Raw genomic sequence first — 21,496 nt, 5'->3', positions numbered from 1 at the left:
AGGACCCTTTAATCTAGGGTCCGTTGCTTGGGGTCATTCGTTATCTTGTGTTGAATGGTTTCAGGCACTTGTTCAATAGAATCCACTGTATATAATACGTGATCAGGCGATTGATCAAGATCTACAATATTATACTCCCATTCATTGGAAATTTTGATGTAGATACTGCATAATCCAGCCGTGAGTGCTGGGATTACGTCCGTTCTAAGGGAATTTCCAATCATCCATGTGGATCCACGATTAAAGTTCCCAGTGCTTATAATTTGTTCGAGGCTACTCACATTTTTATGTTCACGAATATAGATCCGATCATTGAAATACATACTTAATTTCATTTGATCAATTTTACGTTGTTGAATAGCTGTCTCTCCACCAGTATAGAGATAGAGATCGTGACCCTTACTTTTTAAGGATTCGAGCGTCTCAACCATGCCTGGATAAGGCTCTACTTCTTGCTCATAAATACTAATGCCAAGTTTGTGTAATTGGGCTTCTTCGAAACGGTCCATTTTGCGATTGTACTTCTTGCTGAAGAAACGGTAAGTTTCAATTAGAGAGCGTGGAAAGTTACCACTTTTAAATCCAACGCTATGGACAGAGGCAATATCAATTTCGATCTGCTTCTTTCTAATGTCTTCCGTAGTTATTTCATATTCAGCGAACCAATCCTGAATGACTTCAAAGAACTGCCCAAGGATTAGCCCGAAATATTTATTACAGTGTATAAGTGTATCATCCAAATCAAATAGGATCTGCTGTCTTGTATTCAAACGATTCACTCCTAAAGACGAATATAAGATTCAAGAAATATTTGGAGTTCTGCTGCTCCTTCAGCCCGGATGCTGAATTTATCATTGTTCTGATCACCTAGATGGATACGGAGTAGACCCGCCACCCTCAGAATCGTTAAGTGATGTACTAATTTTTCCACAGGAAGGTCCAATGCATTCTTCATGTCCATCAGTGATTTAGGCTGATCACCGACGTAACGTAGTATACGGAGTCGTTTCAGATTAGAGAGTGCATAAGTCATGCGAGTAAGGCACATCGGTGGCTCATCATCAATTTCTTCCGGTACATCTACGGGGTATTGAATAAGTAGCATCCCTGTATAGAAACAGTATGTGTTTACAGGTCTATTGTGAACGGTAGGGAATAGAACAACTGTATTTAGCCCTGGAATATCTTCGATAACCAATCCACCAGAAGCATACTCAATTAATTTCTCAGGGTCCATTTTACTCAAAAGAGTTCTTTTCTCAAGTGCATCTTCTTCAATAAGTGGTGTAATTTCATCTTCTATTTCTTTAAAATAATGTTCATACCATAACTTCAGCACAGGTACATAATCATCTCTGATCCGTCTGGCGTCAACGGGTTCTAGTGTTGGAAGATAGGGTGAAACCATGTCGAAGAGCTCAACATCAGTAGATTGTAATAACTGCTCCAGAAAAGCATCAATGGAATCGCTATGAAGCCTTTTACCAGCCCATACGTATAAGACATCATAATCAGAGAAAGGCCATACAGCTGCCGTAGCTAAAGTTGCTCTTACATCTGGTTGAAGACGTTGTTCTACTTCGTCGACCCATTTAGGCCCCATATCTAAGTTGTCGACCCACTTTTTCGAGATATATACCATAAAGCTTCCCATTAATTCATAGATCGGAGATACATCTATTTTAACTTCATAGTTCATGTAATCCATACCCTTCCGTGAAATGATACACTTATTTCATTATGCTTGTCCTGTAAGGGGTTGTCTACTATAATGTGTATAGTTTATGGAGAATAGACGTGTGTCCACTAATAACATCATGAGAAACGACATTATAATCTATCTATTCATGTATCGTTTTCGCAGTATTTCTATATAGCATGGTATATGCTTATTTTCGCTTTATTATACGAATGATTGGGAGTAAGAGTGAATAGCCGTCTTCAGTTAAATGGACTACAAATTTTCTTGAAGCTTCTTCTAATAGGTACTCACGATGTGGGAAGTATGATAATGTTGATACTATCAGCATGGAATTTAGGTGTCGTTTCCAATACACTATAGGAAAAGCACCAAGAGGAGCGTTAGAACTATGATTAAAGTTCAACATTTAACCAAATTTATAGGTGTAGATAAAATAGCCATTCTTAACGATATTAATATGGACATATTTAACGGTGAAATGATTGCTCTTGTGGGACCTAGTGGAAGTGGCAAAACGACGTTACTTCGATGTCTCGCTGTTCGTGAGAAATGGGACCAAGGGAATCTTATCGTAGATGGTGTAAATGTAACAGATGCGGGGATAACTGTTAAAAGCAAGTTGAAGCGTGAGAGGGCATACTTAGAACAGAATCCTCATGTTAATCTGAAGAGAACTGCACTTAAGAATGTTCTTATTGGTCAGTCCAGTCAGACACCTTGGTGGAGAATGCTAACAGGTATGGTTCGGTCTGATGATTATATGGGAGCAATGGACGTTATTGAGAATTTAGGCCTATTGGAGAAAGCTCATTTCAAGAGTGACCAGTTAAGTGGTGGTGAGCGACAGAGAATTGCTATTGCACGAGCGTTGGTTCATGGAGCCAAGGTCATATTAGCAGATGAGCCTGTGATTGGTCTAGATCCTAAATCTGCAGAAAGTGTGATCAGTCATTTGCAGAAATTATGTGAGGAAGATAAAGTTACGATTATTAGCGTTCTTTCGTTAGAATTAGCAGAGAAGTATGCTAGCCGTATCATAGGGCTTTCTAGCGGTAAAGTGGTATTTGATGTGCAGGGACGCCGTCTTACAATGCAAGAGAAGAATATGCTCTAACAAGAGCTTTCTATAGAAAAGAGTGATGTCGGGTGTATAAATTTAAGTTTATAAGGACATGTGCCGCCTGTTTGGCTGTACTGATACTCGGAGGCTGTAATGTTATTAGTGATCCGATTGTACTTATGAAAACACCACAAATTTCAGCGGATAAAGAATCACTTCGACAATTTATCGAAACTCAATTACCAGAAGGTAATAAAAAAATTCGCGCACGTGAAACAGAAGATACAAGTCTTATCCGTTTTGTTGATCTAAATAATGACGGTGTAGACGAGACCGTCGTTTTCTATGAAACACCAGATCAAGATGTACTATTGCACGGTATGATCTTTGAAAAGATTGAGAATGGAACGTGGATTAAAAAGTTGGCCTTTGATGGTGTGGGTAAGGTACTGGAGTCTTTGAAGTTTGAAGATATTACGAATGACGGTAATATTGACATTATAGCCGGTTACTCTCGAGGCGAAGATCTTGATAAAGCGCTCATCGTATACTCGTATCTAGGAGATAGTGTTGAAAAGCAGCTAGAGTTACCCTACACGGAGTTTATCATTGATGATTTAAATATGGACAAGATTAATGACCTTACCATTATTTCTTTAACGCCGAGTGAACTCGCAGTTATGACAACGTATCAGTATAAGGAAAGTTTTATAACAGTAGATCGACTTGAATTGAACCCTAATGTAGATAATTATTACAATGTGGTTTCAGGAAAAGTGGCCAAGGATAAAGAGGGAATTATTCTGGATTCCTCTATTGGAGAAACTTCTTCATATTCGGAGATCATTGTCATGGAGAATAACAAGTTGAGGTTGGTTATGGATCAAGACCGCACATATAAAGAATTACAGGTGACTAGTGAAGATGTAAATAATGATGGTATTTATGAGATTGGAATGTTAGAGATCCCTAAAGGATGGGAGCATTTTAATTTTGACGAGATTCCCTGGTTTTTCTCTTATTATCAGTGGGACGGGGGTGAAGATCTTGTCTTTGTCAGACAACAATATCAAGATTTGACTAATCATTTCCATCTGAATTTCTTTCCTCCAGAGTGGCATAACAATGTTACGGTAGATACGAAATCTGTCAAAGATGATTATTTGCGGTTCATTATGCTGGATACAGGTAAGACCGTAGCGGAGATCAAATTCTTCACCTTACATCAATGGGAGAAAGATCATGGAGACTGGGAATTGTTAACCAAAGATAAGAGCAAAGTTATGGGATATAAAAGTTATGATGACAATCTCAAATTAAATAAAAGTAAGGAAAGGGACAGTACCGAGGTTCCTCTGATAGAAAGGAAGGTAATCAAAAATGAGTAAAGTATTGATTATGGAAGATGAAGAGTCGATTCGCAGTTTTATTGTTATTAACTTGAAGCGCAATGGGTTTGAGGTTATTGAAGCTGCTGATGGATATGAGGCTCTTGAGAAGTTGAAAAGTGTACCTGATATTGATATTGCTTTGCTAGATGTGATGGTTCCTGGCATTGATGGATTCGAAGTGTGTCGAAGAATTCGGGAAAATAACGAACGAATCGGTATTATTTTCTTAACTGCCAAAGTACAAGAGCAAGATAAGGTATATGCACTATCTGTCGGAGCGGATGACCATGTTAGTAAACCTTTTAGTCCAACGGAGCTGATTGCCCGAATTCAATCGTTGTTACGACGTGTTAACGTGCATCGTGAGAACTCAGCTAAGGTTAGTTTCCTTTCGGGTCCGTTCGCTTTAGATCTTATATCTAAACAATTTAAGAAGAATGGAACAGCTATCGAGCTTACACCAACAGAGTTCTCACTCATTCAATTCTTTCTGGAAAAGGAAAGTACACCACTAAGTCGTGATGTGTTATTGGATCATGTCTGGGGCAAAGAGTATATGGGAGATCCCAAAATTGTTGATGTGAATATTCGCCGCTTGCGTCAGAAGATTGAGAATAACCCGTCAGAGCCTGAATTTCTACAAACAGTATGGGGCCATGGATATAAGTGGAAAGGCCTTGTACAATGATCAAAAAGGGTATACGCAGACAGATAGTGATGCACTATTTCATTGTAGTATTCACTGCACTTTTAATAGTGGAGGTCATCTTCTTACTTGCGATACGAACCTATTATTATGATAGTATATATAGTCATATTAAGTCTCATATTGGGGCTGCTGATTCTTATTATCAGGTTACCCGTTCATCTACTTCAGAAGATAATCCTAACCTTCTGCCGGATATGTTACGCAACTATGAATTGACCAATACCGAACTACAAATTTTGGATACCAAAGGAAACATTCTTATTAACTCCTCGGGATTCCAACCGGATACGACAATTCAGACAAGTGATATTCCACAGGCCATTTCAGGTAATATAGGTAAATGGGTAGGTCGTCAATTGTCAACAGATGAAGATATCATTGCAATTTCTAAGATGACACAGATTTCAGGTCAATATTCGAACTCTTACATATTGAGATATGTAACTTCGTTGGAACGGGTCAACGAGAAATTATTTGCAGTAACTTTAATGTCCGTAGGTATTGGTGTATCCGTAATGGCAGTAGTTTTAGCTTTCAGTCTAGGTCTTGCTAATTCTATCGTAAAGCCACTCAATAACATCACAGCGGTATCGGCTCTAATGGCGAAGGGTAAATATAAGGTAAGGGTTAAAGGGGATTATAAATACGAATTGGGTGAGCTTGCATCGACCTTGAATCATATGGCTGAAGAGATCACCCGTAGTAATCAGATCAAGGATGATTTCATATCATCCATTTCTCATGAGCTGAGGACACCCTTAACAAGTATCAAGGGCTGGAGTGAGACGCTGGACTCTGGAGGTTTTGATCCTGATGAGACTAGAATTGGTATGGGGATCATATCTAAGGAGACAGAACGCCTCATTGGGCTTGTAGAGGAGATTCTAGACTTCTCTAAACTTCAGCAGAATGAAATGAAGCTTGTGATGGGTAAAGTGCTTATCAAAGAGCTTTTACAAGAGATTATGTTGAATATGTGGACTAAAGCAGAGAAGAAGAATATTAAGCTTATTCTGGAATCTGAAGAAAATCCAATGGTTATGGGGGATCCCAATCGGTTAAAGCAAGTTTTTATCAACCTTGTGGATAATGCGATTAAATTCTCACCAGAACAAAGTAATATTTATCTTCATGTGACGTGTTTTCCTGAACTAGTAGAGATAGAAGTACATGATTCGGGCATAGGGATAAGCGAAGAACATGTTAAGAAAGTCAGAGACCGTTTCTTCCAAGTTAATCCACTTAACGGTGGAACAGGTCTAGGGCTAGCTATTTCTCAACAGTTAGTTGAACAACATCAAGGAACAATGGAAATAAAGAGTGAACTGGATAAGGGAACGACGGTAACCATCGTGCTGCTATTAGCGGAAGAACAGGCTGTTGTCACGGTGGAGTCATAATGATCCTTTATGATCAATGATTCATGATAGTCATGTAAAAGAGCGAATTCCACTTGTGGAATTCGCTCTTTTTGGTAATATAAGTTATATTATGAAGATAAACCTTCAGCGACTAATCGCGTTGATTTCTCATAAACCTCTTGAAGTATACGGGAAGTACGCAATATGTGTTTAGGGTAAACCGTTTCATGAGGTGCAATGACCACAATTTCATTTACCGAGCCTTTAATGACAGAACCGTCCTTTATTACTGCACCTTCTCCGATAATGGCTCGCTCAATGACAACACTACGACCGATTTTGGCATTCGGCATGATTACACTATCTTTAATGCTTGTATTCCTTCCAACTTCAGCACCACAGAAAACAATGGATTTCTCAGCATTGCCATCAAGAGAGCAGGATTCAGATATTAAGCAATTGGATGCTACACCACTTTTAAGTTTAGGAGTACTGAATTTTGTTTTCCAAGAACGACCATACATCGGCCATTCCTTCTTATGCAGATTCAATCCTACAGTTTCATCCAATAGGTCCATATGTGCTTCCCAGAGACTATCCACTGTGCCAACATCTTTCCAATATCCCTTGAAACGATAAGCGAAGAGAGGGGCTGATTTCGTAAGCATATATGGAATAATGTCTTTCCCGAAGTCGTGACTAGAACGAGGATTGGCAGCATCCTTCAACAAGATCTCTTTTAAATATGCCCATTGAAATATATATATACCCATGGAAGCTAAATTGCTTTCAGGCACTGTTGGTTTCTCTACAAAGTCAGATACGCGTAATTCAGAGTCAACATTTAATATACCGAATCGACTCGCTTCTTCCCATGGAACTTCCATAACAGAAAGCGTTGCTGTTGCCTCTTTACTGCGATGATATTCAAGCATTTCACTGTAATCCATATGGTAAATGTGATCTCCAGAAAGAATAAGGACATGTTCCGGATCTTGTTGATCTATATAGTCAATATTCTTATAAATGGCATCTGCAGTTCCTAAGTATTGACTTCCCGTTAAATCAGACGGAAGAAGAGATACGCCATGGTTTGTGTGATATCCCCAAGGTTCACCTTCGCCTATATGTCTATGAAGAGATTCTGCTTCATACTGAGTGAGAACACCAATGGTATCAATTCCCGAGTTAACACAGTTGCTCAGAGGAAAATCAATGATGCGGTAATGACCACCGAACGGCACCGCTGGTTTGGCCATTACAGAAGTTAAAGGTGCTAATCTTCGGCCTTCGCCTCCAGCAAGCAGCATAGCGATACAATCTTTTTTATTCATTTTCGTATTCCCTCCGATATTGTTGAATAGGATGTTATTTACATAAACGATGTTGACCCACTTGAAACGAGTATATTGAAAAATTGCTGAAAACATTACAGTTTTATTTATAAGTGTCATTTTATTTTCAAAATGGCTAGAATGGGTTAATAACATAGAAATTATATTTATATAAAGCGGGTGATAATGTTGAATGATCCTTACATTCCTGAAGAAGTGATTACTCAAGACGATATTTATTTATTTCATGAAGGAACATCCCATCATAGTTACCGCTTCTTAGGTGCTCATCCAGCACTGGAAGATGGGCTAGATGGTGTTCGGTTTACGGTCTGGGCCCCTAACGCGCGTCATGTTGGTTTAGCTACAGATCATAACAACTGGAATGGAACAAATGATTCTTTAGTTAAGATACCCGAATCCGGTGTTTGGAGTCGCTTTTTTCCAGGCATCACCCTTGGAAGTTTATACAAATATGATATTACCGGCCCAGAAGGAGATCATTTCCTAAAAGCTGATCCTTATGCTTTCCAAGCAGAAGTTAGACCAGCCACTGCCTCCGTAGTGTCTTCTTTAGCAGGATACAAGTGGAAGGATACAGCATGGCGTACTAAGAAAAGGGCATATTACCAAAAACCTCTCAACATTTATGAAGTTCACTTGGGGACTTGGAGACAGAAAATAGATGGATCATTGTACAACTATCAAGAAATGGTTGAGTTGCTTGTTCCGTACGTTACAGAAATGGGCTACACACATGTTGAATTTATGCCACTGAGTGAACATCCTTATGATTTGTCTTGGGGATATCAAGTAACCGGCTTCTATGCAGTAACGAGTCGGTTTGGCTCCCCACACGACTTCATGATGTTAGTGGATTCGTTCCATCAAGCGGGCATTGGGGTTATTCTGGATTGGGTACCTGCTCATTTCGCTAAAGACGCACATGGACTTCGATTGTTTGATGGTACACCACTCTTCGAATATGGTGATTCTTATAAGGCGGAGAAGCCTGGATGGGGAACACTATCCTTTGACTACAGTAAAAAAGAAATATCCTCCTTCTTAATATCTAATGCGCTCTTTTGGATGGATATGTATCATATTGATGGTTTGCGCGTTGACGCAGTGACCAGTATGATTCGTCTAGATTTTGAAAAGAGAGAAGATCAATATCAGCGTAATGAACAGGGTGGACTTGAGAATATTGAGGCCGTTAAGTTCCTGCAACAGCTAAATACAACGGTATTTCACTATTACCCATATGCTTTAATGATGGCTGAGGAATCCAGCGCCTGGCCTGGTGTTACAGCCCCGGTTGAATATCAAGGGCTAGGGTTTAATTACAAATGGAATATGGGATGGATGAATGACACATTAGACTACATAGAAAGTCCTTTTACCCATAGGCCTTCTAAGCATAACTTGCTTACTTTTCCTATATGCTATGCATATTCAGATCATGCATCATTACCGCTTTCACATGATGAGGTAGTACATGGAAAAAAATCACTGCTTAACAAAATGCCTGGTAGTTATGAAGAGAAATTTGCAGGTTTGCGTATCCTGCTTGGGTATCAGATGACCCATCCGGGAAAAAAATTGTTGTTTATGGGCGGAGAATTTGGCCAATTCATTGAGTGGAAAGATCAGGATCAATTAGACTGGTTGTTAATGGATTATGACAAACATCGTCAAACCAAGCATTATACACAGGCACTTAATCATTTCTACTTACAGGAAAAAGCGTTATGGGAACTGGATCAAGTCATAGAGGGATATCAATGGATTAGTGCAGATGATCAATCACAAAGTGTGATCTCCTACATTCGGAAGGGTAAAAAACCTGTAGATGATTTAATCATCATAATTAATTTCCAACCGGTACGGAGAGATGATTATCGGATTGGAGTTCATAGAGCAGGCCATTATCAATGCGTCTTTAGTACAGATGAAGTTTCATTTGGAGGAGAAGGCACGATTAGTGAGTCTCTAATCACAAGTGAGAAGATTCCTTGGCACAATCAGAAGCAGAGTTTAGTGCTAAGTTTACCCCCACTCAGTATGTTGATTTACAAAAGAGAACCTCGTCGGAACAAAAAAATAGGAGGAATGTAACATGAAAATATTGATCGCAGCAGCGGAGTCCACCCCTTTTGTCAAAACAGGTGGATTGGCTGACGTGATAGGAGCTCTTCCTAAAGCACTTAAGCAGAACGGCGAAGATGTCCGTGTGATCCTTCCTAAGTACCGGGGGATTTCAGGTGAATATCGAGATGCCATGAGTCATATGGGTGAGGTGAAAGTATATGTTGGGTGGAGAAGTCAGTATTGTGGTATCGAGACTTTAGTCCATGAAGGCATTCCTATTTATTTTATTGACAATGAATATTACTTTGGTCGTGATGGTGTATATGGGTATATGGACGATGGAGAAAGATTCGCCTTCTTTAATCGTGCTGTATTAGAGGTATTACGCCTTATTGATTTTCAAGCAGAGGTGATACATTGTCATGATTGGCATACAGCCATGATACCCATGCTCCTTCAAGCCCATTACCAACACGATCCATTTTATCAAGACATGAGAACAGTATTTACGATTCACAACTTGTTATATCAAGGGGTATTCCCTTATGAGGTGATGGGCGATTTACTCGGGTTAGATAATCAGTATTACTTGGGTGTAGAGTATTACGGTAAAATGAACTTCATGAAAGCAGGGATTACATACTCAGACCATGTAACTACTGTGAGTCCCACCTATGCCCGTGAGATCCAGACTTCGTATTATGGAAATGGATTGGATGGATTACTGTCATCCTTAGGAGGCAAGCTTACCGGGATTGTAAACGGTATTGATACGAAGAGTTATAATCCGAATTCTGATTCTCACATTTATGTGAAATATCGATCTAACTTGGCTAAAAAGAAAGAAAATAAGGTGGAGCTTCAACGAGAATTGAATCTTCCTAGTAACCCAGATATACCTATGATCGCCATGGTTACGCGGCTTGTTGAAATGAAGGGACTTGACCTAGTGATCAGATCTCTAGACGAGCTACTCCAGCATGAGAACATTCAAGTTGTTGTATTAGGTACAGGAGACTCTAGTTATGAGGATTGGTTCCGTGAAGCGGCTTATCGTTATCCAGAGAAACTGTCTGTTCAGATCAGATTTAGTGAAGGTCTTTCACGCAAAATATATGCGGCTAGTGACTTGTTTCTGATGCCTTCTAAATTTGAACCTTGTGGGATTAGTCAGTTACTGGCGTTACGTTATGGAAGTATCCCTATTGTACGTGAAACAGGAGGGTTGAACGATACCGTTCAAGCTTATAATGAATTTACAGGTGAAGGTAATGGCTTTTCATTCGGAGCCTACAATGCATATGATATGATGCACACGATTAAACGAGCCTTGTCTATCTATAATCAGTCAGACCATTGGCGCCAAATTACGAAGAATGCGTTCAATGGGGATTATAGCTGGAATGTTTCAGCTAAGGAATATACGGATATATATCATTCAATTTCGACTCGTTGAAATATGATACGAAGGGTAAAAGGGTGGCATTGTGAAGAAATCGTTCTTGATTATAATCCTGATTCTGGTCGTTACGATGGCTTTATTGGGCTGTAATACACAACAACATAATCAATTAAATGAGAAGCAAGTTCAACAGAAATCAGAGACTGATACCGAAGGATTTATTGAACCTGAACCATCTGAGTGGGTGAAATATATCAAACCAGTCAGGGAATATTTACATTACAGAACACAATCCGTAGTAAACGGGGACATTACCATGCTCTGGAAGCGGTATCCACAATTAGAGGGCAATGTAGATCGTAACAAGGGGATTAATAGCGAACAATACGAGGATGGAAACATCCTTAGTGGCTCTTTTATCGATGCAAATTTCAGTGAAGAAAGTCATGGACGAATAAAAGTGAAAACAATGAACGAGCATGAAGTTATCATTCTTGTTCATGGCGGCATTGTGTATCTTAAAGATGATTTTGATGAATCAGGTGGGGAGTTTCTAATAAAACTATTTCTGGAAAAGAAAGATAATCAATGGAACGTTGTAAAAACGGATGAATATACGTTACCCGAATATAAAGAATGGATAAAAAATAATGGTTCAATGCCATAATCAGATCTTGACGTATTTAGGGTTCACCCGAACGGACACAGAAGCTCTTATTTACCCATAATGGGCCCAAACACATAGAATGATGTGAAATAAGGTCGGTGGTGTCCGTAGGGATCAAGAATCATGGTAATTACAGCAAATAAGGTCTCTGGTGTCCGTTCAAATCAATGTCAAGCACTGATTTTGGTTTTGATCCAAAATAACTGAATCTGAATTCCTGTTATTCACAAATACATCTCTATTTCATAATAAACGAATGGCGTCCTTGTAGGGCGAGCATCCGTTTATTTTTTGTGGAAAAGCAAATAAAAACCCGATGGGGAGGGGTTCCATCAGGTAGAAGTAAATTATGAACGTAGATTACGATACAAAATTCGATAACCGTAGGGATCAAGATGAATATTCATGATGCCCTCTTTAGGTTCTACATGTTCTTCAGAGAGCGCGTCTTTCCAGTCTTGTGTGACCATGGGGTGAGATAGAATCTGTGATTCTTCGGTATTGTTCATCCAGATCGTAAAGTGGATTTTCTCATCTGCTCGTTCGTACACAATCCGACCATCATTAGAGTCTGCTTTTAAGAATCTGAAGTGACCTTCACGTAAGGCGCCATTCTGCTTGCGTAGGGCAATCATAAGCCTGTAGAAATCATATAATTCACGATCTTGTTTCTTATGATCCCACTGCATGCATTGACGACAATCAGGATCGTTCCCCCCTGTTAATCCAATTTCATCACCATAGAAAATACAAGGGGTTCCCATGAATGTAAATAAGAAAACAACCGATAATTTGAGTCTACGCTTGTCATTACCGACACGATTTAGAAGTCGATCTGTATCATGACTACATAACATGTTGAATACAACTTCATTGGTCTGTTGAGGATAGCGCATCAGGATTGAGCCGACGCGATTGGCGAAGGTAATACCGTCCATGCCCCCGTTGAAGAATTGAAGTACTTTATCAGCAAAAGGGTAATTCATAACAGAGTCGAACATATCACCAACTAACCAAGTCAGTGAGTCGCTCCATACCTCTCCTACGATGTAGGCTTCAGGGTTAGCGTTCTTCACGACCTTCCGGAAGTCCCGCCAGAAATGATTATCCACTTCGTTAGCAACGTCAAGTCGCCATCCATCCAGGTTGATTTCTTTAATCCAATATTCCGCAACATCAAGTAAGTATTGCTTCACTTCAGGATTGGCGGTGTTAAATTTAGGCATATTTCCATAGAATCCGAACGTATCATAGCTAGCAATGCCATTGTTAACTTGTGCAGGAAACTGGTTCACATGGAACCAATCTGCATATTTGGATTTCTCACCGTGCAGCAGAACGTCCTGAAAGGGTGGGAATCGCTCACTGCAATGATTGAAAACGGCATCAAGCATGACTCGAATGCCACGTGTGTGACAGGAATTCACTACTTTTTTAAGGAGGGCATTATCTCCGAATTGTGGATCTACTTGCTTAAAATCAACAATGTCATATTTATGATTGGAAGGGGAGAGGAAGAGAGGAGTGAAATAAATCGCGTTAATTCCTAACTCAACCAGATCATCAAGATGATCTAATACCCCCTGAAGATCTCCTCCAAAGAAATTATTTAATTTAGGCCTGCCACCCCAAGGCTCCGTATGCGGTGGATCATTGCTAGGGTCGCCATTAGCGAAACGTTCAGGCATTATTTGATAAAAAACAGCTTTTTTAGCCCAATCTGGTACTTTAAAGACATCGATCTCATGTATGTAAGGGAACTCATAGTAAGATCTAGTGGGCTGAGGACATTCGCGATAAACACCATTATCTAACATGTAGACTGTTTCACTTCCAGCACTCACCTTGAATACATAACTTAATCTTTTATATTTAGGTCGTACGGATGCCTCCCAATAATCGAACATCTCGTCTGAAGCGGCCTTTTCCATTGTAATCTGGAAATAAGTAGCCTCCCAATCGTATTTATCACCTGTCATGGCAACAACAGAGTTAACATCGTTTCTTTTGGAGCGTACGCGTAGATGGATGGTAGAAGAATTATAAGCATATGCCCACTTACCCCTAGGGACGTGATACAAGGCTTCTAACAGCATGAACAACACCCCTTATTTCAATATGTTTTAGATATATTTAACCTGTTTAGTGTGCAATTGAACCATGTTGTTAGGTTTAGTGACATAAGTATGCTTAGAAATCATACAGATGTGTAATATATATTATGGAAAAAAAATAGGTGTGTGCAAACAAGAAGAAACGGCTTTGCCATCTCATTAGAAGACGGTAACCGTTTCTCTTTCGCGTATAAATGAAAAAGCAGACATCAAGGAGAATGTCTGCTTTCGGTATGAACTTTAATGATTATTATTGTTCGTGGCCTTGAAATTCAGCACGAATTTGTTCCAGTAACGCTGGGTCAGTAATAACATCGTAAGCTGTTCTAGCTAACGCTTTGGCTGCAAGGAGCATGCCATTTAGGGCACGATCTTGCATGGCGAGATCACGGAATTCATTCGTGTGCAGCGCGTGTCTCTCATCGATTATTTTAATGTAAGGATGAATAGCAGGGCATCGTAGGGATACATTTCCAATATCCATCGATCCATGGTCATTTCCAATCTGTATTTCATCTGGATGAATACCTAAATCGATTAGGTTAGACGTAAAAGCATCTGAAAGCTTCTCGTTTGTATTCATTTCATCATAGGAGGTTTCGTAGTTGGATATTTCTATGCGACAACCGGTTTGCAGCGCAGCTCCTTGGGCGATCTGTTTGACTCGATTCGTAAGAATATCTACTTCCGTCCGAGAAGATGCTCGTACATAGAATTGTGCGGAGGCATAATCCGGAATAATGTTAGCGGCTTGTCCACCGTTATTGATGATCCCATGTATACGAACACTACTTCTTACTTGCTGACGATAAGCGTTAATGCCATTAAAGGTCTGAATGACAGCATCAAGTGCATTTACACCTTCATGCGGACTTGCTGCGGCATGAGAGGATTTACCATAGAATTCGAACTGAATAGCATCCATAGCCAGTGACTTTCCAGATCTCTCATAAGCATAGAAGGGGTGAGTCATTATAGCCACATCACAATGGTCAAAAAGACCCGCGGCCGTCATGGGCACTTTAGCGCCGTGAGTCTCTTCTGCTGGAGTGCCGAATACTTTAATAGTGCCACCAATCTCGTCAATAACAGATTTCAAGCCAATGGCAGCTCCAAGACTCATCATACAGATGAGGTGATGACCACAAGCGTGTCCAAGATCCGCTAGTGCGTCATATTCACACAATAGAGCTATCGTTGGGCCAGATTTGGCTGCGGCATAGGTTCCAATAAAAGCTGTTTCAAGTCCTAATACTGGCGCTTCAACACTAAATCCATGGTAAGTCAGTTCTTCTTTTAGTTTAGCCGAAGCAAGAAACTCCTCATTCCCAAGTTCTGGGTTCGCTCCAATATATAATGAGATATCCTTGAAACGGGAAGCATATTGATCAATAGTTAGTTCGATTTGGGATTTGTCTTTCAAGGTTAGTGCACTCCTCTATATGAAATATAAATGACAATATAGGCTCCATTATATCATGAGCAAGCATTTATGCAGTCTTTTCTCATCGATAGAGTGTAATGGTAAGGTAATACATTGCATAATAATACATTAACACTTATAATAGTCCAGTTATTAAATTTATTATCAAATATATTTACAAAAGCAAGGGGAGAACAAGGTTGAAGAAAATGGTTCGGCTTATCGTGTTTCTGGTAACGATCGTTATATTCCTTACTGCTGGTGTTCCTACGGCGAATATCGTAAGCGCCGCGGTTGAAGAACCAGATACGAATAACAAGCTCATACTTGGAACAAGTGCGGAATTTGCACCTTATGAATTTCACAAGACAATTGATGGCAAAGACCAAATCGTAGGGTTTGACATTGAGATTGCCAAAGAAATTGCATCGGACATGGGAGCCGAACTTGTCATTGAGGATATGGGCTTTGATAGTCTGTTATCCGCGCTCCAAAGTGGACGTGTAGACCTCGTTATTTCGGGATTAACACCAACAGATGAGCGTCGACGAAGTATTGATTTCTCTGATAACTATTACAAGTCCAAACAAGTGATCGTAGTTAGAGCTAAGGATCAAGATAAGTATTCTACAATGAAAGATCTTGAGAATGAGAAGATTGGTGCACAAAAAGGATCGATTCAGGAAGAAATTGGCCTAACTATACCTGGGGCTCAGCTAACATCATTGGACAGAATTCCAGATCTGATGATGCAATTAGAAACGAATCGAGTGAATGCCGTAATCTTGGAGGATACAGTAGCCGTGGGTTACCTGGATTCCGACACAGTACTTTCTGGAGCCGTTCCAGAGGATTCTGAAGCACAGGCAGCGATAGGTATTCGTAAAGGTAACGATACGCTGCTAACCACCGTTAACGAAACACTTGCCCGATTAACGCAAGATGGTGATATTGAGCGGATGGTAAAAGAGGCTAGTCTTCTAGCCGCCGATAAGCAAGTGGAGGGAAATATATTCTCAATCTTTTGGAAATACCGTAGCTATTATGCTATGGGTGTAGGATATACGTTACTATTATCTGCGCTAGGTGTTATATTTGGTTTCATTATTGGGTTATTTATTGCGCTGATGCGTATGAATGACATTCGTATCGTGAAATTTATAGGAACAACTTATGTTGAGATATTAAGAGGTACACCGATGCTGGTGCAACTCATGATCATTCACTACGGTCTGGCGTTGACACTAGGTATTAATCTATCACCTCTGCAATCAGGTATGATCACACTATCCATTAACAGTTCAGCTTATCTCGCTGAAATTTTCAGAGCGGGTATTCAAGGTGTGGATCGTGGACAAATGGAAGCGGCTCGCTCACTTGGGATGAACCGTGGCGCTACGATGCGTCATATCATTTTACCGCAAGCATTTAAATCCATTCTTCCCGCCATCGGGAATGAATTTATTACCATTATTAAAGAATCATCCATTGTATCCGTGATTGGTATGGCGGAACTTATGTATCAAGCGCAAATCATTAAGAACATTACGTATAAAGGTCTTAGTCCATTTATTATCGCAGCAGCTATATATTTCATTATGACGTTTACCTTGTCTAAGCTGCTAGGCATTGTAGAAAGGAAGTGGAGTGCTAGTGATAAACGTTAAGGGTCTTCATAAATCATTCGGTAAATTAGAAATTCTAAAAGGTATTGATATTGAGATTACTAAAGGTGAAGTTGTGGTGGTCATTGGACCCTCAGGTTCCGGTAAAAGCACCTTTTTGAGATGCCTCAATCTACTTGAAACGCCTACATCTGGCGAAATATTGTTTGAAGGGGAGTCCATAACTGCTCCTAAACACAACATTAATGTAACACGTGAGAAAATGGGGATGGTGTTCCAACAATTTAATCTCTTTCCTCATAAGACGGTAGGTCAGAATATCGCACTCGCACCACAAACGGTTAAAAAACAGTCTGCAGCTGAAGCAGATAAGATCGCGCAAGACTTATTACTAACTGTAGGACTAGCGGATAAGAAGGATGTTTATCCAAATCAATTATCTGGTGGACAGAAACAACGGGTGGCGATTGCGCGAGCATTAGCAATGCAGCCTCATGTCATGCTATTTGATGAACCTACCTCTGCCCTAGATCCAGAAATGGTCGGAGAAGTGTTAGAAGTAATGAAGAAGCTGGCAGACAAGGGTATGACCATGATCATCGTTACACACGAGATGGGTTTTGCACGTGAGGTAGGGGATCGAATTATATTCATGGACGAAGGAAACATAGTTGAGCAGGGCACGCCTGCAGAACTTTTTGGGAATCCTAAGAATGTAAGAACCCAAGACTTCCTGAGCAAAGTACTATAAAATCCACACTTCATAACGTTTATAATTAAACATATTAATTGAATTTCAAAATGCACCCATTCAAACGTAGGGATGTATGGAAGATACACTGACCATTCATTCTTACGAATAGGGTGCATTTTATTTTTCGCGAAATTGCGTCACATTCATATCATTGTTCCGTTAGGCAATCACTGCTACAATACAGTGAAACATATGCTACCTTGTCCAAGTAAATTCTACTACTAAAACTTAAGGAGTACGCCTAAATGATCGTTAAACCATACCGGATCGGAATTATCGATATCGGCTCCAATTCTATTCGATTAGTTATTTATGATACGACCCCCGAAGGGGGCTATAAAGTGATCAAAGAAAGCAAACAGGCAGCTCGCTTAAGTGAAAAGATTACAGCTGAGGGGCGATTGGAAGAAGAGGCGCTGTGGTCCATTATTCCAATTCTTAAACAGTTTAAGCGTGTCTGTACGACTTTTGAGGTCAAACAGATCCGTGCAGGAGCGACAGCAGCCATTCGAAATGCACCTAACGCTACTGAAATCATTGAATTTCTCTCCAGAGAGTCGTCGATTGACATTAAGATCATTACAGGTAAAGAAGAAGCCTATTTTGGATTCCTAGGTGTTATTAATTCTTTTGACATACAAGATGGCTTTGTTATTGATATTGGTGGGGGAAGTACCGAAATTACGCTATTTCAGAATCGTAGGTACCAGGATAGTATTTCACTTCCTTTTGGAGCCGTCAATACGAACGTTGAATTTGGTAATGATGGAAACTGGAGCGAGGAACAAATCCATGAATTACGTTCCTATGTGCTCGAGAAACTGCGACAGAACGATTGGATGACATCGAGTCCGGATTTACCTGTGTTTGGACTAGGCGGAACCATCCGGTCATTAGGAAAAATAGATCAAAAAAATCGCCATTATACAATGCCTAATTCGCATAACTATGTGATGGATACAGAACAAGTAAATGACATGTATGAGCTGCTTCCAAGCATGCCATTCGAGAAACGTAAGCTTGTGGATGGACTTTCAAAGAATAGAGCGGACATTATCGTTTCTGGACTTATCATATTTCATACCGTATATCATTACATCCAAGCCAATCGATGTCTTATTAGTGGAGAGGGACTGCGCGAGGGTATGCTGCATGATCTGATAGATCCTGTGGGAGCGGTGAAGTCTAGCGCGCTAGAGTACAGTATTAACACCTTACTGACTTTTGAAGCTGAAGTATCAAGAAAGCACTTGGATCATGTGTATGGACTTGTTCAGGTGCTCTATAGGGCGCTACAGGATGACAGACAGCTCGAAGAACACCAAAAGCTATTATATGTCTCATCGATGTTGTACCAGATAGGAGGACATATTAATTATTATCAATATAATCGGCATACTCATTATTGGCTGATGAATGCTTCCATTAGAGGTCTGACTCATCGAGAGATCATTCTGTGCGCGCTAATTGCTTCTTATAACACAAAAAGTCGGAAGCAGAAATTGTCCCATGAATATAAGGACATATTGCTGGCTTCCGACGAAGAATGGATCCATAAATTAGGATCACTGGTGCAACTAGGTATTGCGCTAGATCAGAGTGAGACACAAGTGGTTCAATCCATTCAAGCTAATGTTGTTAACAAAACCTTTCATCTTACTGTCATTAGCGATGCGGAGACATGGATTGAACAAGAAGAAATGGAAAGTGCTATGAAAGTGTTTAAGAGTGCATGGAATCTGAAATTGAAGATAGACTTTCCTTCCACTTGATAACATCCATGGCTTCGAACTGGCTCCTAAAGGGGGCTAGTTCTTTGTTTTTGAATTCATAGTTTCCATTATTTTGTAGAAATCTAGCCTTCACATTATCTTTAAGGGATAGATCCAGAATTTGGACAATTAAATTTCGGATATGATCATCGTAGACAGGACACATTAACTCAATTCGTCTAGTTAAATTGCGTGTCATCCAATCTGCACTAGAGATCCAGAGCTCCGGGTTACCCCCATTCTCAAAATAATAGATCCTCGTATGCTCTAGAAACCGATCTACAATACTTCGAACCGTAATACGCTCACTCAAGTTAGGGACTCCAGGACGAAGACAACACACCCCACGTATAATCAGATCGATCTGAACGCCGGCTTGTGATGCGTCATACAGCTCGTCAATCATTTCTTGGTTAGATAGTGAGTTCATCTTGGCGATGATTTTTGCAGGTCTACCTGCTGTAGCATGTTCGGCTTCTCTCTGCATAAGCATGGAGAGGGTATTACTCATGTTCGATGGAGCTACAGTAATAGCGTCCCACTCATGATTACTTGAGTAACCGGTGATTTGGTTGAATAACTCAGACGCATCTAGACCAATAAGGTGATTGGAAGTGAACAGGCTTAAATCCGTGTACACCTTAGCGGTACTATCATTATAATTCCCCGTACCTACGTGGACATATCGACGTAATTCACTGCCTTCCTGACGGACGACGAGTGTGATCTTCGCATGCGTTTTTAGACCCACTAAACCATAAACAACATGACATCCTGATTTCTCAAGTTTTCGAGCCCAAGCGATATTACGCTCTTCATCAAATCGGGCTCTTAGTTCCACTACGACCGTCACTTGTTTCCCTGATTCAGCCGCGAGAGCTAGGGCTTGAATCAAGGGTGAGTTACCACTCACACGATACAGGGTCATCTTAATCGCCATGACATGTTCATCCTCAGAAGCTTGAATGATGAAATCTGTCACGGATTCAAAAGATTCATAAGGATGATAGACAAGAACGTCACGTTCATGGAGAACTTGGAAAAAGTCTTCATTTTCTTCAAATTCGGGTGGATATACGGGCTCAATAGGTGCATAGATTAATTTAGGATAACCTTTCAACGAACCCACGAAATTTCGGAGAAAGCTGAGATCTAAAGGACCTTCAATATCAAATATGAAATCAGTAATTTCAAATTCTGTTTGGAGTTGACTTAGTGCATAAGGGTGAATCCCTTTTTGAACCTCCATCCGGACAGGCGCTCCCCATCTACGTTTACGGAGTTCCTTCTCAATCTCCTCTAGCAAGTCTTCGGCACCTTCCTCATCAATCGTGAGATCAGAATTACGTGTTATCCGGAACTCATGAACCGCTACGGGATCATATCCACTAAACAAAGTATGAATATGCTGCTTGATGACCTCTTCTATAAAAATGAATTGGCGCTTCTTGCTGTTTGTACGATGAGGTAGTGGAATACATCTCGCAAGATTAGATGGAATTTGTAATATGGCGAAGTAGGGATCTTCTTCGGTACTCTCTTGTCGATTAAGCACAACTGACAAATATACATATTGGCTATGAACAAGCGGAAAGGGTCGACTCTGGTCAACGGCCATAGGTGTTAACACAGGGAAGATGATATCTTGATAATATTGTTCCATAGCTTGTTTTTGAGCGGCGGTCAAATCCTCATAGCTAGAAAAAACGATTCCCTCTTTACTTAATTGTCGTGAAATATCACGAAAAGTCCGGTATTGCTCGCTAATCATTTTGGATACTCGTTTCATCAGGCGTTTGTATAATCCTGAGGGTGTATAACCTGTAAAATCCTTTTTAGTATAACCGGCCTTAATCTGATCTTGAATGCCAGCCACGCGAACGCTCATGAACTCATCTAAATTTGTCGAGACAATGGCTAGAAATTTGGCTCTTTCTAGAAGCGGGTGATCTGCATCCTGTGCTTCTTGAAGAACGCGCCAGTTAAATTCAACCCAGCTTAAATCACGATTTAAGTATACGGACGTCGTTGTACGGTTTATTGTTTTCTGTTCTTCCATCATAGTGCCCCCAACAGGTCAATCAATATGTT

The 21,496-nt window shown here is 40.2% G+C and carries 16 protein-coding genes; 10 read left to right on the top strand and 6 right to left on the bottom strand.

Going from position 1 to position 21,496, the window contains the following annotated elements:
• Positions 1-8: 8 nt before the first annotated feature.
• Both J2T13_RS09665 and J2T13_RS09660 read right to left on the bottom strand, forming a co-directional pair.
• Entirely contained in the window at positions 9-770 is a 762-nt protein-coding gene (locus tag J2T13_RS09665) for an HAD family hydrolase (protein WP_429370659.1), read from the bottom strand.
• 11 nt (positions 771-781) lie between these two features.
• Positions 782-1,699, bottom strand: coding sequence for an ArsR family transcriptional regulator (locus J2T13_RS09660; RefSeq protein WP_429370657.1), 918 nt, complete (start codon positions 1,697-1,699; stop codon positions 782-784).
• Between the two features lie 391 nt (positions 1,700-2,090).
• Between J2T13_RS09660 and J2T13_RS09655 the strand changes: the two genes are divergently transcribed.
• From J2T13_RS09655 to J2T13_RS09640, 4 genes are all read left to right on the top strand, one after another.
• Positions 2,091-2,816: a phosphonate ABC transporter ATP-binding protein gene (locus tag J2T13_RS09655; protein WP_429370656.1), complete on the top strand. Its 726-nt coding sequence runs from the start codon at positions 2,091-2,093 to the stop codon at positions 2,814-2,816.
• Between the two features lie 71 nt (positions 2,817-2,887).
• Entirely contained in the window at positions 2,888-4,150 is a 1,263-nt protein-coding gene (locus J2T13_RS09650) for a hypothetical protein (protein ID WP_429370654.1), read from the top strand.
• Entirely contained in the window at positions 4,143-4,841 is a 699-nt protein-coding gene (locus tag J2T13_RS09645; protein WP_429370652.1) for a response regulator transcription factor, read from the top strand. Before J2T13_RS09650 ends, J2T13_RS09645 begins: the two co-directional genes overlap by 8 nt.
• Positions 4,838-6,262: a sensor histidine kinase gene (locus J2T13_RS09640; protein ID WP_429370650.1), complete on the top strand. Its 1,425-nt coding sequence runs from the start codon at positions 4,838-4,840 to the stop codon at positions 6,260-6,262. Before J2T13_RS09645 ends, J2T13_RS09640 begins: the two co-directional genes overlap by 4 nt.
• A gap of 89 nt (positions 6,263-6,351) precedes the next feature.
• On the opposite strand, the gene J2T13_RS09635 is transcribed toward J2T13_RS09640, so the two are convergent.
• Positions 6,352-7,557, bottom strand: a complete 1,206-nt coding sequence (locus J2T13_RS09635; RefSeq protein WP_429370648.1) for a glucose-1-phosphate adenylyltransferase — start codon at positions 7,555-7,557, stop codon at positions 6,352-6,354.
• Between the two features lie 186 nt (positions 7,558-7,743).
• Between J2T13_RS09635 and glgB the strand changes: the two genes are divergently transcribed.
• The 3 genes from glgB to J2T13_RS09620 are packed head-to-tail and all read left to right on the top strand — an operon-like array spanning position 7,744 to position 11,717.
• A complete protein-coding gene (gene glgB / locus J2T13_RS09630) occupies positions 7,744-9,675 on the top strand; it encodes a 1,4-alpha-glucan branching protein GlgB (RefSeq protein WP_429370646.1) in 1,932 nt (643 codons plus the stop codon).
• 1 nt (position 9,676) lies between these two features.
• Positions 9,677-11,104 carry a glycogen synthase GlgA gene (gene glgA / locus J2T13_RS09625; protein WP_429370644.1) on the top strand — a complete coding sequence of 476 codons (1,428 nt, stop codon included), beginning with the start codon at positions 9,677-9,679 and terminating at the stop codon, positions 11,102-11,104.
• A gap of 31 nt (positions 11,105-11,135) precedes the next feature.
• Positions 11,136-11,717: a hypothetical protein gene (locus J2T13_RS09620; RefSeq protein ID WP_429370642.1), complete on the top strand. Its 582-nt coding sequence runs from the start codon at positions 11,136-11,138 to the stop codon at positions 11,715-11,717.
• Positions 11,718-12,064: 347 nt separating this feature from the next.
• Here J2T13_RS09620 and J2T13_RS09615 read toward each other — a convergent pair whose 3' ends face one another.
• Positions 12,065-13,813 carry an alpha-glycosidase gene (locus J2T13_RS09615; protein ID WP_429370640.1) on the bottom strand — a complete coding sequence of 583 codons (1,749 nt, stop codon included), beginning with the start codon at positions 13,811-13,813 and terminating at the stop codon, positions 12,065-12,067.
• 268 nt (positions 13,814-14,081) lie between these two features.
• A complete protein-coding gene (locus tag J2T13_RS09610; RefSeq protein ID WP_429370638.1) occupies positions 14,082-15,254 on the bottom strand; it encodes a M20 family metallopeptidase in 1,173 nt (390 codons plus the stop codon).
• Between the two features lie 200 nt (positions 15,255-15,454).
• Here J2T13_RS09610 and J2T13_RS09605 point away from each other — a divergent pair, with 200 nt between their 5' ends.
• The 3 genes from J2T13_RS09605 to J2T13_RS09595 all read left to right on the top strand — a co-directional run bounded on the left by J2T13_RS09605 (position 15,455) and on the right by J2T13_RS09595 (position 19,405).
• Entirely contained in the window at positions 15,455-16,921 is a 1,467-nt protein-coding gene (locus tag J2T13_RS09605) for an ABC transporter substrate-binding protein/permease (protein ID WP_429370636.1), read from the top strand.
• Positions 16,908-17,630, top strand: a complete 723-nt coding sequence (locus J2T13_RS09600; protein WP_429370634.1) for an amino acid ABC transporter ATP-binding protein — start codon at positions 16,908-16,910, stop codon at positions 17,628-17,630. Before J2T13_RS09605 ends, J2T13_RS09600 begins: the two co-directional genes overlap by 14 nt.
• 248 nt (positions 17,631-17,878) lie before the next feature.
• Positions 17,879-19,405, top strand: a complete 1,527-nt coding sequence (locus tag J2T13_RS09595) for a Ppx/GppA family phosphatase (RefSeq protein ID WP_429370632.1) — start codon at positions 17,879-17,881, stop codon at positions 19,403-19,405.
• On the opposite strand, the gene ppk1 is transcribed toward J2T13_RS09595, so the two are convergent.
• On the bottom strand, positions 19,356-21,467 hold the full coding sequence (gene ppk1, locus J2T13_RS09590; protein ID WP_429370630.1) for a polyphosphate kinase 1: 2,112 nt from the start codon (positions 21,465-21,467) through the stop codon (positions 19,356-19,358). The genes J2T13_RS09595 and ppk1 overlap by 50 nt on opposite strands.
• Positions 21,468-21,496: the final 29 nt, after the last annotated feature.

The organism is Paenibacillus sp. DS2015 (genome assembly GCF_050433705.1).
GTDB lineage: Bacteria > Bacillota > Bacilli > Paenibacillales > Paenibacillaceae > Paenibacillus_AQ.
Note: the sequence above shows the minus strand (reverse complement) of the source record. Positions and strands in the feature narration are given on the sequence as shown.

Excerpts from the sequence above, each read along its gene's own strand:
- J2T13_RS09660 (WP_429370657.1), bottom strand. The coding sequence starts at position 1,699 with ATGAACTATGAAGTTAAAATAGATGTATCTCCGATCTATGAATTAATG.
- J2T13_RS09655 (WP_429370656.1), top strand. The coding sequence starts at position 2,091 with ATGATTAAAGTTCAACATTTAACCAAATTTATAGGTGTAGATAAAATA.
- J2T13_RS09645 (WP_429370652.1), top strand. The coding sequence starts at position 4,143 with ATGAGTAAAGTATTGATTATGGAAGATGAAGAGTCGATTCGCAGTTTT.
- J2T13_RS09640 (WP_429370650.1), top strand. The coding sequence starts at position 4,838 with ATGATCAAAAAGGGTATACGCAGACAGATAGTGATGCACTATTTCATT.
- J2T13_RS09635 (WP_429370648.1), bottom strand. The coding sequence starts at position 7,557 with ATGAATAAAAAAGATTGTATCGCTATGCTGCTTGCTGGAGGCGAAGGC.
- glgB (WP_429370646.1), top strand. The coding sequence starts at position 7,744 with ATGTTGAATGATCCTTACATTCCTGAAGAAGTGATTACTCAAGACGAT.
- glgA (WP_429370644.1), top strand. The coding sequence starts at position 9,677 with ATGAAAATATTGATCGCAGCAGCGGAGTCCACCCCTTTTGTCAAAACA.
- J2T13_RS09615 (WP_429370640.1), bottom strand. The coding sequence starts at position 13,813 with ATGCTGTTAGAAGCCTTGTATCACGTCCCTAGGGGTAAGTGGGCATAT.
- J2T13_RS09595 (WP_429370632.1), top strand. The coding sequence starts at position 17,879 with ATGATCGTTAAACCATACCGGATCGGAATTATCGATATCGGCTCCAAT.
- ppk1 (WP_429370630.1), bottom strand. The coding sequence starts at position 21,467 with ATGATGGAAGAACAGAAAACAATAAACCGTACAACGACGTCCGTATAC.